Source organism: Candidatus Hepatoplasma crinochetorum Av, assembly GCF_000582535.1.
In the GTDB taxonomy this organism is placed as follows: Bacteria; Bacillota_I; Bacilli_A; order Mycoplasmatales; family Hepatoplasmataceae; genus Hepatoplasma; species Hepatoplasma crinochetorum.
Genome location: NZ_CP006932.1, coordinates 173,531 through 188,504 on the forward strand (window position 1 = coordinate 173,531; position 14,974 = coordinate 188,504).

General features: G+C 21.9%; 13 protein-coding genes. All 13 read left to right on the plus strand.

Annotated elements, in window-relative coordinates; translation table 4 throughout:
* The 13 genes from X271_RS00880 to acpS all read left to right on the plus strand — a co-directional run bounded on the left by X271_RS00880 (position 1) and on the right by acpS (position 14,955).
* Positions 1-546 carry a ribosome-recycling factor gene (locus X271_RS00880; RefSeq protein ID WP_025208586.1) on the plus strand — a complete coding sequence of 182 codons (546 nt, stop codon included), beginning with the start codon at positions 1-3 and terminating at the stop codon, positions 544-546.
* Positions 547-549: 3 nt separating this feature from the next.
* Positions 550-1,599 carry a phosphatidate cytidylyltransferase gene (locus X271_RS00885; protein WP_025208587.1) on the plus strand — a complete coding sequence of 350 codons (1,050 nt, stop codon included), beginning with the start codon at positions 550-552 and terminating at the stop codon, positions 1,597-1,599.
* A gap of 48 nt (positions 1,600-1,647) precedes the next feature.
* Positions 1,648-3,003: a site-2 protease family protein gene (locus tag X271_RS00890; protein WP_025208588.1), complete on the plus strand. Its 1,356-nt coding sequence runs from the start codon at positions 1,648-1,650 to the stop codon at positions 3,001-3,003.
* A gap of 22 nt (positions 3,004-3,025) precedes the next feature.
* Entirely contained in the window at positions 3,026-7,354 is a 4,329-nt protein-coding gene (locus X271_RS00895) for a PolC-type DNA polymerase III (RefSeq protein ID WP_025208589.1), read from the plus strand.
* Between the two features lie 167 nt (positions 7,355-7,521).
* Positions 7,522-8,793 (plus strand): NusA N-terminal domain-containing protein, encoded by a 1,272-nt coding sequence (locus X271_RS00900; protein ID WP_025208590.1) that lies wholly within the window; start codon positions 7,522-7,524, stop codon positions 8,791-8,793.
* 25 nt (positions 8,794-8,818) lie between these two features.
* Positions 8,819-9,097, plus strand: a complete 279-nt coding sequence (locus X271_RS00905) for a DUF448 domain-containing protein (RefSeq protein WP_025208591.1) — start codon at positions 8,819-8,821, stop codon at positions 9,095-9,097.
* Positions 9,078-10,925, plus strand: a complete 1,848-nt coding sequence (infB, locus tag X271_RS00910) for a translation initiation factor IF-2 (protein WP_128571622.1) — start codon at positions 9,078-9,080, stop codon at positions 10,923-10,925. Before X271_RS00905 ends, infB begins: the two co-directional genes overlap by 20 nt.
* 2 nt (positions 10,926-10,927) lie before the next feature.
* Positions 10,928-11,272: a 30S ribosome-binding factor RbfA gene (gene rbfA, locus X271_RS00915; RefSeq protein ID WP_025208592.1), complete on the plus strand. Its 345-nt coding sequence runs from the start codon at positions 10,928-10,930 to the stop codon at positions 11,270-11,272.
* Positions 11,272-12,108 carry a tRNA pseudouridine(55) synthase TruB gene (gene truB / locus X271_RS00920; protein ID WP_025208593.1) on the plus strand — a complete coding sequence of 279 codons (837 nt, stop codon included), beginning with the start codon at positions 11,272-11,274 and terminating at the stop codon, positions 12,106-12,108. The genes rbfA and truB overlap by 1 nt, the downstream gene beginning before the upstream one ends.
* A 1-nt stretch (position 12,109) precedes the next feature.
* Positions 12,110-13,021: a riboflavin biosynthesis protein RibF gene (gene ribF, locus X271_RS00925; RefSeq protein WP_025208594.1), complete on the plus strand. Its 912-nt coding sequence runs from the start codon at positions 12,110-12,112 to the stop codon at positions 13,019-13,021.
* Between the two features lie 134 nt (positions 13,022-13,155).
* Complete coding sequence (rsgA, locus tag X271_RS00930) at positions 13,156-14,022, plus strand: ribosome small subunit-dependent GTPase A (protein ID WP_025208595.1); 867 nt, start codon at positions 13,156-13,158, stop codon at positions 14,020-14,022.
* A 16-nt stretch (positions 14,023-14,038) separates the two neighbouring features.
* Positions 14,039-14,308 (plus strand): 30S ribosomal protein S15, encoded by a 270-nt coding sequence (rpsO, locus tag X271_RS00935; RefSeq protein ID WP_025208596.1) that lies wholly within the window; start codon positions 14,039-14,041, stop codon positions 14,306-14,308.
* A gap of 308 nt (positions 14,309-14,616) precedes the next feature.
* Positions 14,617-14,955, plus strand: a complete 339-nt coding sequence (gene acpS / locus X271_RS00940) for a holo-ACP synthase (RefSeq protein ID WP_038462229.1) — start codon at positions 14,617-14,619, stop codon at positions 14,953-14,955.
* The last annotated feature ends 19 nt before the right edge of the window (positions 14,956-14,974 follow it).

The following is a 14,974-nucleotide window of genomic DNA, read 5'->3' on the forward strand; positions in this document are numbered from 1 at the left end:
ATGAATGACTATATTAGTAATTTAAAAAATAAACTAGAACAAATTGAAAAAAATTATCAAGATGAATTAAAAAAAATTCGTGCGCTAGGAGCACATCCTTCACTTTTAGAGAGCATTTATGTTGATTATTATGGTTCAAAAATAAAACTAAATCAAATTGCGTCAATTAAAATTCAAGATGGAACAATTCTAATAATAAATCCTTTTGATAAATCACAACGAAAAGGAATTTTATTTGCCCTTGAAAAAGCAAATTTGGGATTTAACATTCAAGATGATGGATTTTTAATTAAAATTTTTGTTCCTCCTCTTACGGAGGAAAAAAGAAAATTATATGTAAAAAAAGCAAAAGAAGTAAAAGAACAAGCTAAAATTAATTTAAGAAATATAAGACAAGAGATTAATAAAAAAATTAATTCAGATAAAGAATTATCTAAAGATCAAATTAATAATTATTTAAAAAATGTACAAGATCAAATAGACTATAAAAATAAAGTTTTTGAAGATATTTTAAAAGAAAAAGAAAAATCTTTACTTATGATTTAAATTATGGAAAATGAATTACAATTGAAAAATAAAAAATTTCCAAAAAAAGAATTAATTGTAAGGATTTTAACAGCTACAGTTTTTATTGTTGTTACAATTTTATTTTTACTACCAGCTTCATATATTAATTTTGGTAGTGGAAGCCCAAATAATATTAATTCGTTTATAAAATATGATTATTTTTTTCTTACAATATTAGGTTTATTATTAGGATACATCATTTTTGAAATTGTAAATTTTACTTCTCCTTTTAAGAAAGATCGAAGAATATTTTTAGTTAATTTTTTCTATCTTGAAATTGTTTTTCTTATTCTTTATGGTTTTATTGCTGCTTATTTTATTATTGATTATAATCCGTTATGAGCAAAACCAAATTTAGAAGCACAAGATTTTGGTTATAACAATGATATTAATTACTTATTAATTTATTTATTTTTCTTTTCAATAATTTATCTTTTGATAAATGTTGGTTTTAGTAATGAAATAAAAGATTCGATGATAAATTTAATTGTTAGTTATTTAGGTTTACTATTTATATTTTCAATTATTTTTCTTACAATTTGTTTTGGATTTACAGTAATTTTACTTGTTATGTTGACTACTACGTTTATTGATATTTTTGCTTATTTTGGAGGAAAAATTTTTGGAAAAGAAAAAATATTTGCTAATGCTTCTCCTAATAAAACATATGCTGGATTTTTAATTGGTCTTTTAAGTGGATTTTTATTTTCTTTATTTTTTTATTTTGTATTTGTAGCCAATATGGAGAGTTCTAATCTTTATTTTTTAAATGATCAAAGATATCTTGATCTTTTAGAAAATAATGCTTATTTAGTAATTGATTTAAATATAAAAATTGTTGCTTTAATGATTATTACAATTATAAGTGCTCCGTTTGGAGATTTATTTTTTTCAAAAATTAAACGAAATTTTGATCAAAAAGATTTTTCAAAAATTTTACCCGGTCATGGTGGATTATTAGATAGAATTGATTCACATATATTTACATATACAATATTTTCCTTTGGACTTTTATTTATTGTTTTTATTTAATATAATTCTTATTAGTTAATTTGCAAAAAGAGAGAGACAGAAAAAAAGATGGTTTTTTTAATATTTTTATTATTTCTAATATTTTTATTGATATTTATATCAATAATTACATTTATTCATGAGCTTGGACATTTTTATGTTGCGAGAAGAAATGGTGTTCGTGTTTCTGAATTTGCAATTGGATTTGGACCTGCAATTTTCCAAAAAAAACTAGAACTTACAACAATAAGCATTCGTTTGTTTCCCCTTGGTGGTTATGTTGCAGTTCTTACTGATGATGTAATTTTAAGTATCAATAAATTAAAAGAAAATATTAAAAATTTAACTCCTGATGAAAAAGCTATACAGGAAAAATATATTCAAAAAAAACTTTCAGGTCTTACTTTATATGAAAACTTTACAAATCAAAAGAGTTTAGATAGAATATCGGTTCCAAAAAAAATCTATTTCTGTCTTGGGGGAATTTTATTTAATTTTCTTTCAATATTTGTTACACTTACGATTTTTTATTCAATTACTGGACGTGAATATGCAGATGATACATTACGTGAATATGGTGCTGTATTTCGAGATACAACAAGAGGAGATGTAAGATTAGATTCTCCAATTTATGTAAGTGAGATAATAGGAATTAATTCTGAACTTACGCAAGAAGAAATTGAAAATACAACAATTTCTGATTTTGAAGAACAGGCAATTGAATTAGGAGATGAAGGATATTTAAAAACTGGATATGATCAACTTTATCAAGCTTTCGATAGTTATCAAGAGGCTGCTTATGATTCTAAAATTCTAGGATTAATTGAAGAATCAGGATCAAGATTTCTAATTAGATATAAAGATAGTAATCAAGAGCAAAAGGTTTTAATATATGATTTTGCTTTAGTAAGCACACCTGGTTTTGATTATTTATATATTTATGACTATGATTATACAACAGATCAAGTTGTTAAAGATTCAATTGAAGAATATAATTTAGTTAGTTATATAAATCTTGTATCTTATCGTACAGAAGGTGCATACTATGTGCAATATCCATTTTTTATTGCAATTTATTATGCTTTTATTGATACATTTGTTTATATTTATCATGGAATAATAATTACTATTAATCTTCTTTTTGGTGTATTTACCCCAGATAATCGTATTATTGAAAATTATCATAATGTTGATGGGAATTATAGTATTGTAAATGTACAAATTCTTGTAGATTTTTTTGTTGTTTTTTCAATGATTACACTATTATTTAATATAATCCCTCTTCCTCCACTTGATGGTTTTGCTGCAGTAAGATATGGATATGAAGGATTAACCAAAAAGAAAATACCAAAAGGTTTTGTACAAGCCTTAATGTTTATTAGTATGGCATTTATGATTATTTGATTTTTCTTTTTGATTTTTTAATTAAAAAAGGATAATAAAATTGATGAAATTTAATTTTTTAGAGCACTTAAAATTACCAGATAATTTAAAAAAAGAATTTAAATTAGAAAAAGCAAAATTAGAAATAAATAAAAAAGAAAAGAAAAAAATATTAAAACTTTATTTTAGCAAAGAAAATGATTTTACACCAGAAGATTTTAAAGATTTTTATCTTGCAATTTTAGATTTTAAAAAAAATAATAAGGATATTAATATTGATTTTGAAAATATTTTTCTAAACTTAAAAAAATATAAACCAACAATTTTTGATGTATATTCTTTTCTTTATTTTATTCTACAAAATATCACTAAACAAAAAATAGAAATGTCTAAATTGTATCTAGATTTTTATGAAAAAGTAAAATCAGAAGATATGATTATCTTAATTGCAAATAATAATACATATAATCTTATTTCTAATCATATAGATTTTATTCGTAATATTTTTACTAATTTTTCAATTTTAAAAGCAAAATTATTTATTAGACAAGATGCATCAAAATTTAATTTTGAAAAAGCTATCGAAGAAACAAAAAAGGAATTAACAATTCTAACAAAAAAAGCAAATATAAATTCTAGTAATAAAACAACAAATAATCTTTTGTTTCGTAATTTTAAAGAATTAGATCCTAGTTTAAATCAAGAAAAAGAAAAAATCTTTTTTAATGGGGAAATAACAGATTTGGAAATTAAAAAAATTGGTAAAAATAATAATGTTTTATTAAATATTTCTTTAAAAGGGGAAAATAATAAACTTGTTTTTGCTTCACAATGATTTTTAGAAAAAAATTTTAAATTTAATTTTAATAAAGGTGATTTTCTTACTCTTTATGGTGATTGAAAATTTGATAATTATTTGAAAGATTATAAAATAAATATTAAAAAAATAGAACAAACTGATGGTCCTTTTATTTCTAAAAATTTAAGTGATAATCGTGTACGTACAGAATTTCATATTCATACAAAAATGTCAACAATGGATGGAGTTGGTTCGATAGAAGAATATTTTAAATTAGCAAATAAATCTAATATTAAAGGTCTTGCTTTTTTAGATCATGACTCAGTACAAGCTTTTCCAGAAATTTATCGTATCGGCAAAAAATATCCAGATATTAAAAAAATATATGGTTCAGAATTTTCAATATTTGATGATATAAATGAAAAAATTGTTTTTAATAGTCGAGATGAAGATTTAAGGAAAAACAATTTTATTTATTTTGATTTAGAAACAACAGGAATTTCTCCTTTTGTTAATGAAATAATTGAATTTGGAGCGGTTAAAATTAAAAATGGTATTAAAATTGATAGACTACAATTATTTATTAAGCCATCAATTAAAATTCCAAAAATTATTACTAAAATTACGAAAATTAAAGATGATGATTTAAAATATGCTCCATCAATTAAAGAAGCAATTCCAAAGATTCTTGATTTTTTTGAAGATTATATTTTAGTTGCCCATAATGCAAAATTTGATTATTCTTTTATAAATGCCGCACTTGTCAAATTAGGAGAAAAACGTTTAAAAAATCCTGTAATAGATTCGTTAAAAGTTTCTTGAATTGTAAATTCACATCTAAAAAGTCATCGCTTAGGAAGTGTTGCAAGAGAAGAAAATCAACACTATGATGATAGTGTTTCACATCGTGCTGATTATGATGCTGAGGTTTTAAAAAATGTTTTTGAAAATATGCTTCATAAATTATATGAATTAAATATTCGTAATTTAAATCAATTAGAAAAAGAGATTAAAACAGATTTAATAAAAGGACGTTTATTTTTAAAACATATAAGTGTAATAGCAAAAAATCAAAAGGGATTAAAAGATTTGTATAAATTAATCTCAATTGCTCATATTAATTTTTATAATAAAAGAATTGATAATCCCTCACTTCCATTATCAGAAATTCTTAGAATTGCAAATAAAGGTAATCTTTTAATAGGTTCAGCTTGCGCAAATGGTATTTTTTGAGAAGAACTTAATTATTTAAGTGAAAATATGGAAGAATTAATTTCTTATTATGATTATTTAGAAATATTTCCCCCCTCAGTTTATAGTTATCTTACAAGAAATGAAAGATTCACAAAAGAACAAATTGAAAAAATAATTCTTGAAATAATAAAATTGGGAGAGAAATATCAAAAACCAGTAATTGTTAGTTCTGATGCACATTATGTTTATCGAGAAGATAAAATTATAAGAGATATTTTTATTGTAAATAAGGGTTTAGGAGGTAAATTACATCCTTTATTTATTCGTAATAATCCAAATTATTCTAATCCAGATCAACATTTGAGATTAAGTAAAGAATTGGAAGTTGAATTTAAGTTTATCAATGATCAAAAATTAAGAGAAAAAATAATTTATGATAATACAAATCTTCTATACGAAAAAATTTTAGATGTTTCTCCAATAAAAGATAAATTATATCCTCCAGAAATAGTAAATTCTGATGATAATTTAAAAAATTTAATAAAAGAAAATTTAAAAAAAAATTATGGCGAAAAACCTGATCGAAAAATAATAGAAAGAATTAATCGGGAAGTAAATTCAATTACTAAACATAAATTTGCAATTATTTATTATCTTTCTTCACTTGTTGTTAAAAAATCTTTACAAGATGGATATCTTGTTGGATCAAGAGGATCTGTTGGTTCTTCGCTTGCTGCTACACTTTCTGATATTACGGAAGTTAATCCTTTAGAACCTCACTATTTATGTAAAAAATGTAAGCATCATTTTTTTGTAGATAATGTTTTATCAGGATATGATCTTGAAGATAAAAAATGTCCTATTTGTAATTCTTTGATGAAAGGTGAGGGTCATTGAATTCAATTTGAAACATTTTTAGGTTTTAATGGAGATAAAGTTCCTGATATTGATTTAAATTTTTCGCGTGAATATCAAGCAAAAATTCATGATTATGTAAAAGAAATTTTAGGAGATAAAAATGTTTATCGTGCAGGAACAATTTCTACAGTAGCAGAAAGAACAGCTTATGGTTATGTTAAAAATTGAGAAGAAATAACAAATCAAAAACTTAAACAAGTTCAATTGAAACATTTTGCTAAACTTGTAGAAGGAACAAAAAGAACAACAGGACAACATCCTGGAGGTTTAATAGTTGTACCTAAAGATAAAGAAATTTATGATTTTACACCTATTAATTTTCCGGGGAATGATCTTAAATCAAATTGATTAACAACTCATTTTGATTTTCACTCAATCCATGATAATCTTTTAAAATTAGATTTATTAGGACATTTAGATCCCTCTCTTTTAAAAATGTTACAATCATTAACAAATATAAATCCTCAAGAAATTCCAATGAATGATAAAAAAGTAATTTCTTTATTTAAAAATAGCGAAGCACTTAATTATATTGCAAATTATACTGGAGAAGATTTAGGAATACTAGGATTACCAGAATTTGGAACAAAATTTGTTCGTGATCTTGTTCGTGATGCAAAACCTAAAACATTTTCAGAATTAGTGATGATTTCTGGATTATCACATGGTACAGATGTTTGATTATCAAATGCCAAAAATTTAATTTCTGAAAAAAAAGCAACCTTACAAGAAGTAATTTCTGTTCGTGATGATATTATGAGATATTTAATTTCAAAAAATGTTCCTTCATTAGAATCTTTCAAAATAATGGAATCTGTACGTAAGGGATTAGGATTAACAGAAAATTGAGAAAAATTGATGCTTAGTCATAATGTACCTAATTGATATATTGAATCATGTAAAAAAATAAAATATATCTTTCCCAAAGCTCATGCTGTTGCTTATGTAATGATGGCTTATAGAATAGCTTGATATAAAATAAATTATCCACTTGAGTATTACGCTACTTTTTTTACAAAAAGAGATACAGAATGAGACATTTTAAGTTTAAATAAAGGATTAGATGGAATTTATAATTGAAAAACTAATTATCGTAATAAAATTGAAAAAGATCGAACAGAACGAGATAAAGCAATAAATGAAACATATACAATTGTTCTTGAAATGTATTCTCGAGGATATAAAATAGCTCCAATTAGTCTTGAAAAATCAAAAGCAGAAACATGAGTTATTGATAAAAAGGATAATTTATTAATTCCTCCATTTATTATTATTGAAGGACTGGGGAATGCTGCTGCTAAAAAATTAGTAGAAGAGAACATAAAACAACGATTCATTTCATTAGAAGATTTTAGATTAAGATCAGGACTCAATAAGACACTAATTAAAAAATTTTCAGAATTGGAAATTTCTGATAATTTAGTAATTAAATCAGAACAAAAAAAACAAATTTTAATTGATGATTTATTTCATTTTAATTAATATAGATAATAAATAAAAATTAGTTTTGTCCTACTTTATAATATAATTTATTTATATTAAATAAAGGAGCTACGCTCTTTTATTTCTTAATTCTTTCTATTTATTTTGTTTAAAAAATATAATAATTAATCAAAATTAAATCGTAAAAAAAGAAAGGTACGATAAATATGAAAATAAAAAATCAACAAAAAAAGATTGTTGAAGCACTTAAGTCTTTTGCTGAATTAAAAGGTATTACAAAAGAAGAAATTAAGAAATTATTAGAAGAATCTTTTCAAAAAGCTTTAAATAAAGAATATGAAAATGATTTAGAAAATAAAGAAGTAATGCTTCCTTTATTTGATATTTCAATAAATTTGGATGAAGGAAAAATTAGCATTAAAAGAAAGTGAATTTTAACAGATAAAATTATAAGCGAAGAAGAAATTAATATCAAAAAAAATATAAATGATCTTAATTTAGAAAATTTAAATGTTTTAGAAAATTTAAAAATAGATGACTATTATTTTGAAGATATTGATTTGAATGCAATTGAACATGATGGTTTCTTTCTTTATGTAAAACAATTATTTACACAAAAAGTTTCTGAAGCAGAAAAAGTTAAAATTTATGAAAAATTTATTGATTATAAAGATCAAATTGTGAAGGCTAAAGTTGAAAAAGTAGCATTAACTCATTATCTTTTAAGTTATCAAGATAATGTTATTTTTTTATCTAAAAGAGAAACTTCAAAATTAGACCAATTTAAATTTGGTGATTTTGTTTATGTATATATTACAAAAATTGAAAAATCATCAAGAGATGCACAAATTATTGCTTCAAGAAAAAATAAAGAATTTATTGTTAAGCTACTTGAAAAAGAAATTGAAGATGTTGCTGACAATGTTATAAGAGTTGAAAAAATAGCAAGACAACCAGGATTTAAAACAAAGATAATTGTTTCAAGTTCTTTAGAAGAAGTTGATCCTGTTGGATCAATAATTGGTGTAAAAGGACAAAAAATAAGACCAATAATTGATGAATTAAGAGGAGAGAGAATCGATATAATTGAATATAGTAAAGACATTGATATTCAAATTGCCCGTGCTGTTATTCCTGGAAAAATTATTGGGACAAAAAAAGTTAGTGATGAAAAATATATTCTTGTCACAGAAGAAAAAGATTTCTTATCTGTTTTAGGTAAAAGTGGTTTAAATATTAAATTAGTTGCTAATTTAGTTGATAAAAAACTTGATGTTAAAACAAAAAAAATGGCAGATGAAGAGAAAGTTAGTTATCATCGTATAGTTATTCCAACAGCATATCAAAATAGAAGTAATCGTAAAAATTTTTCAAAAATAGTTGATGAAAATTATGATGAAAATTATGATTTATTGGAAGATTTAGCTTCAATTGAAGAATATGATGATTATGATCAAGAGTTAGACAAACGTTACTAATTATTTATTACATAAAAAAACTTTAATGAAAAATATTATTCGTACAGATATTCTTACAGGAAAAAAATATCAAAAAAAAGAACTTATTAGAATTGCAATTTTAAAAAATAAAGAGACAATATTAGATAATAATTCTTCTGGTCGAGGTCTTTATTTTAATCCAAAAAATTTAAATGATAATAAAAGATGAAATATTTTAAAATTTAAAGTTGAAAAAATGGGAGGTGATTTTTTACAAATATCAGATAAATTATCATCTTTTTATTATCAGGGAGGTAATTTTAATGATAAACAACAAAAATAAAAAAGAAAAAAATAATATTTACAAGTACAATCTAAGTGATTTTTTTGTTGAAAGATTAAGTTTTAAAAATAATAGACTTAAATTTGGCACTAATACTTATTTAAAGGAAATCTCAGAGATTTTAAAATTAAATCCAATTAAAATAAAAAGAAAATTAGGAATTGATTTAAAAGCAAAAGATCATATTCTAGATGATGATCAAATAGCAGAAATTGCCCTATCAAATAATATTGATTTTGAGAAAGTGGATGATGTATCTCCAGAAAATATAATTTTAAAAATAAATGATCTTGTTGAAAATTATAAGAAATGACCAGAAGAAGTAATTGTAAAAAAAAGAACACCAATTGTAACAATTATGGGTCATGTAGATCATGGAAAAACAACACTTTTAGATGCAATAAGGAATACTAATTTTACAGCAAAAGAAGCAGGCGGAATTACGCAAAAAATTGGAGCATATCAAATAATTTGAAAAAATAATAAAATCACTTTTATTGATACTCCAGGACATGAAGCTTTTACTGAAATGCGTGCTAATGGTTCAAAAGTAACAGATCTTTGTGTTATCGTTGTATCTGTAGATGATTCACTTATGAAGCAAACAAAAGAGTCTATAGATCATGCAAAGGCAGCAAATGTTCCTATAATTATTGCAATAAACAAGATTGATTTACCAGGACATAGTAAGAAAAAAATATTAGATGATCTTGCGAATTATGGTATTGTTTCTGAAGAATTAGGGGGAGATGTTCCCGTAGTTGAAATTTCTGCTCTTAAAAATAAAAACATTGATCATTTATTAGATATGATTATTTTAATTACAGATATGTTGAATTTAAAAACTGCTTTTAATATTTTAGCAACAGGAACAGTAATTGAAAGTAATATTCATAAAAGTAGAGGTAATTTAGTTACAGTAATTGTAAAAAATGGAACTTTAAATATTAGTGATAATATTATTCTTGATGATCGTTTAATTACGATAAAAGGTTTAAAAGATGAAAATCAAAATCCAATTTTAAAAGCAGAACCAGGACAACCTGTTGAAATTTATGGAGCAGGGTTTTCACCATTAGCTGGAACAAATTTTGTTGCAATAAGTGATTTAAAATTAGCAACAAAAATAATAAATAGTTTTCATAGTTCAAAATTAAATGCTTTAAGAAATGCAAATGCTAATAAATTTACAAGAGAAAATTTATTTCAAAAATTATCTGAACAAAATAAAAAAATTTTTAATATTATTTTAAAAGTAGATTCAGTTAATTCATTAAGTGCGATCGAAAATCAAATTAATTCCTTAAATAATGATAATTTAATAATAAAAATAATTCATAAAGATGTTGGTGAAGTTACAAATAGCGATATTATATTAGCAGATGCTTCACAAGCGGTTATTTATCAATTTAATTTAAAAGTTCCTACTAAATTATTGCCATTAATAAAATCAAGATCTGTTTTAATTTTAAATTTTGATGTAATTTATAAATTGTTTGATGATATTAAAGAAAAAACAATTGAAAATAAAGAAAAAGAAATTGTAAAGCAAATCATTGGAAAAGGTAAAATTCTTAAAAAATTTCTTTTTTCTAAAATTGGAGCAATTTCAGGAACAAAAATTACTGATGGAATTGTAAAAAGAAATTCAAAAGTTAATATTTATCGGAATGATAAATTAATTCAAGAAACAGAAGTTAAAAGTTTAATGATTGAAAAAAATAATGTATCAGAAGTTAAAAAAGGACAAGAATGCGGAATTACTTTTAAAAATTTTAATGATTTTTTAGAAAATGATAATTTAGAATTTTTTGAGTTTAAAAATTAAATATGGATCAAAATAAAAAAATAAAAAATCTACAGAATCAAATTAAGATAAATCTTTCAGATATTTTATTTATGAAAGTAAATAATCCTAAAGTTAAGTATTTTTCAATAAATGATGTTGAACTTACAAAAGATCTTTTAAATGCAAAAATATATGTAAGTTATTTTAATAAAGAAAAAGAAAAAATATATTTTAAAGAATTTGCAAAAGTAAAGGGTTTTTTAAGATCTGAATTAGCAAAAAGATTAGAAGTAAGAAAAGTTCCAAATCTTGAATTTGTAATTGATAATCTTATTGATAAAATAGAAGAAATAGATAAATTGATTGAAAAAAGCAATGATAAATAATGGATGCAATTTTTCTTGCTTTTAAGGAAAGTGGTATTTCTTCTAATAAATTTATTCAAAAAATCAAAAAAAATTTAAATTTAAAAAAAATAGGACATTCTGGAACATTAGATCCTTTTGCAAGTGGAATTTTATTAATTGGAACAGGAAATTATACAAAACTTTTACATAATTTTAATAATTTAGATAAAACATATCAAGGAACTATTTTATTTGGAAAAGAAACAGATACTTTGGATATTACTGGAAAAATATTAAAAGAAGAAATTATAAATTTAGATATTAAAAAGATTAAAAAAGAAATTAAAGATAATTTCATTGGTGATATATTACAAGTTCCACCAATTTTTTCAGCAATTAAAATAAAAGGAAAACCAGCTTATAAATATGCTATAAAAGGGAAAAATATCGATTTAGAAGCAAAAAAAAGATTTATTTATTATTTTAATATATATGAAACAGATAAAAATAATGAATTTAATTTTGAAACAAAAGTTTCTTCTGGGACTTATATAAGATCAATTGCAAGAGATTTGGCTTTTAAATTAAATAGCATTGCAATAATTAAAGATTTAAAAAGAATTAAAATAGGTAATTTAAAAATTGAAGATCCATATAATAAAATTGAAAAAATTGAAGATCCATATGAAATTTTAAAAATTAAAAAAATAGAATTAAATATAGAAAAAACAAAAGATATTTTAGATGGTAAAAAAATTGAAATTTTAGATTATGATGATCTAATTTTATTAGCTTATAATAAAAAAAATAATAATGAAATTTTTATACAAAAAATAAATAAAAATATTTATAAAATAAAAAAGAGAATAAAATAAAATGCAAATAATTGATTTTAATATTAAAGATAATAAATTAGAAAAAAATAATGAAAGAATAATTATATTAGGAAAATTTAATACTCTTCATTTAGGTCATCAAAAATTATTAAATAAAGCTATTGAACTTAAAAATAAAACAAATAAAGAATTAATAATTATGGTTTATCCTGATTTTAATGGATTTAATAAAAAGCAAATAAAAAATATTTTACCCTTAGAAGAAAGAATTAAAATTTTTAAAAAATATAATGTTGATTATCTTTTGCTTTTTGAGAAAAATGCAAAAAATTATCAAATTACAAGAGAAAAATTTATCAAATATTTAAAGGAAAAATTAAATGTTACGGATGTTTTCGTAGGAGAAAATTTTTCATTTGGTAAAAATAAATTAGATGATTTAATCTTGCTTAATAATAATTTTAATTTACATTTGATAAAACTTGTATATTATAATAATCAAATTATTTCAACAAGCTTAATTAAAATGCTTCTTGATGAAGGGGCAATTGAAGATGTTAAAAAATTGCTTGGATTTAATTATTTTTATAGTGGAAAAGTTGTACATGGAATGGGGATTGGCAAAAAATATAAAACTCCAACAGCAAATGTAAATGTTAATAAAAATTTATATCCCCCAATGCAAGGAATTTATTTAAGTAAAGTTTTGATCGATAATAAATATTATTATGGAATTACTTCAATATCTAATAATCCAACATTTAAAGAAAGACCTATTACTTTTGAAACCCATATTTTTAACTTTGATCAAGATATATATGATCAATTAATTTATGTAGAATTAATAAAATTTATGAGAGAACCAATAAAATTTACATCTATTAAAAAATTATTTGAACAAATAGAAATTGATAAAAAAGATGCCATAATGTTTATCAATAAGAAAAAATAACCCCCTTTTATTATAGAAGGGGGCTAAGAATACTTGGCATTTACCTTCTAAAAATAGAAGGCAAATCAATATTCTTTATTTTTATTTAATTTTCTCAATTTAAATATATTCAATTAATAATTTATAATTTTTATATGTTAGGAAGAATTATTTATTCAAGCGGTGGAAATTATCGTGTCAAAACTAAGGAAGGAATTTTTAATTGTAAACCAATAGGTTTATTTCGTAAAGATAATACAGAATTAATTGTTGGAGATAAAGTTGAATTAAAATTAAATTATAAAATAGGACAAGAAAATTTAAATATAATTACAAAATTATATGATCGTAAAAATCAATTTATTAGACCAAAAATTTCAAATATTGATTTTATAATTATAGTTACATCTCTTGTTGAACCAAAATTTAATCATTTCTATTTAAATAAAATGATCACTTTTTTTCAAATTAAAAAAATAGAACCAATTTTAATTTTTACTAAAATTGATTTAAATAAAAATCAAAGAAATTTAGATTTAATTAAAAAATACGAAGATTTAAATTATAAAATATTTAATTTTAATAATTCTTTTCAAAAAAAAGAAAAAGAAAAAATTTTATTTATTTTAAAAAATAAATTTTCTATTTTAACAGGACAAAGTGGAGTAGGAAAAAGCACAGTTTTAAATTTTTTAAATAGAAATTTAAAATTAAAAACCGGAGAAATATCTTTTGCTCTTAATAGAGGAAAACATACTACTAGGCATTATGAAGCATTTGAAATTTATGAAAATTCTTTAATTGTAGATAGTCCTGGGTTTTCAAGTTTTAAATTAGATTTGAGCTTAAATGAAATTTCCAAGAATTTTATAAATTTTGCAAAATACTATAAAAATTGTCAATTTAAAAATTGTCTTCATATTAATGAAAAAGAATGTTTTGTTAAAAAAACAGCTGATTCTTTTTTCTATAATGATTATTTAAAATTAATAAAAGAAGTAAAAGAAAATAGAAAATTTTAATATATAATATTGTTATATGAAAATTACATCATCTAGAAAAAAAGAATTGACTAAAGAATTCGGTGATAATGATAAAGATACGGGTAAAATAGAAGTGCAAATCGCTATTTTAACTGACGAAATTAAGAATCTAACAGAACATTTAAAACTTTATAAAAAAGATTTCCATTCAAAATTAGGTCTTAATAAAAAAGTATCTCAGCGAACATCTCTGTTAAAATATTTACAGAAAAAAGATATAGATCGTTATAATAAAATTATCAAAGAACTAAAAATACGTAAATAAAAGCCACTAATTAATCGCTACAAATTTTGACCCATAAGGGTCTTTTTTTATAAAAAAAAAGAGAGTAAGAATAAATCTTACTCTCAAAATTAGTGTAAAGAATAAATAAAAGTAATTATGTAAAAGGGGATTAAATTAAATTGAGTTAATCAAAGTTTGGTTATTAGAGTTCTAATAACCACAACTATTATACCCTAAATTTTTAAAAAAATAAAATTTTTATTTATGGTTTTTTCATTTTTTTTTAAATTTTATTTTTTTATTAATTTGATTATTTAAAATTAATTATAATTTTATGGAAAGAACAAATGGAAATATTAAATATTGGAACTGATATTGTTGAAAATAAAAGATTAGACAATTTAAATTTAATTAAAAGATTTTTATCTATAGAAGAATTTTCTTTATTTGAAAATATTAAAGATAAAAATGAAGCTTTAAATTTTGCTGCAGGAAGATTTGCTGCAAAGGAAGCAATTATAAAAACTTTTAATAAAAAAATAAATTTTTCTAATATTAAAATTTTAAATGATAATAATGGAAAACCAATAATATTTTTTAATGATAAATTAACAAAAAATTTATTATTATCTATTTCCCATGAAAAAAAATATACAATTGCTTTTACTATTTTATTAAAAAATTAACTGAAAGGTATGTAATTAA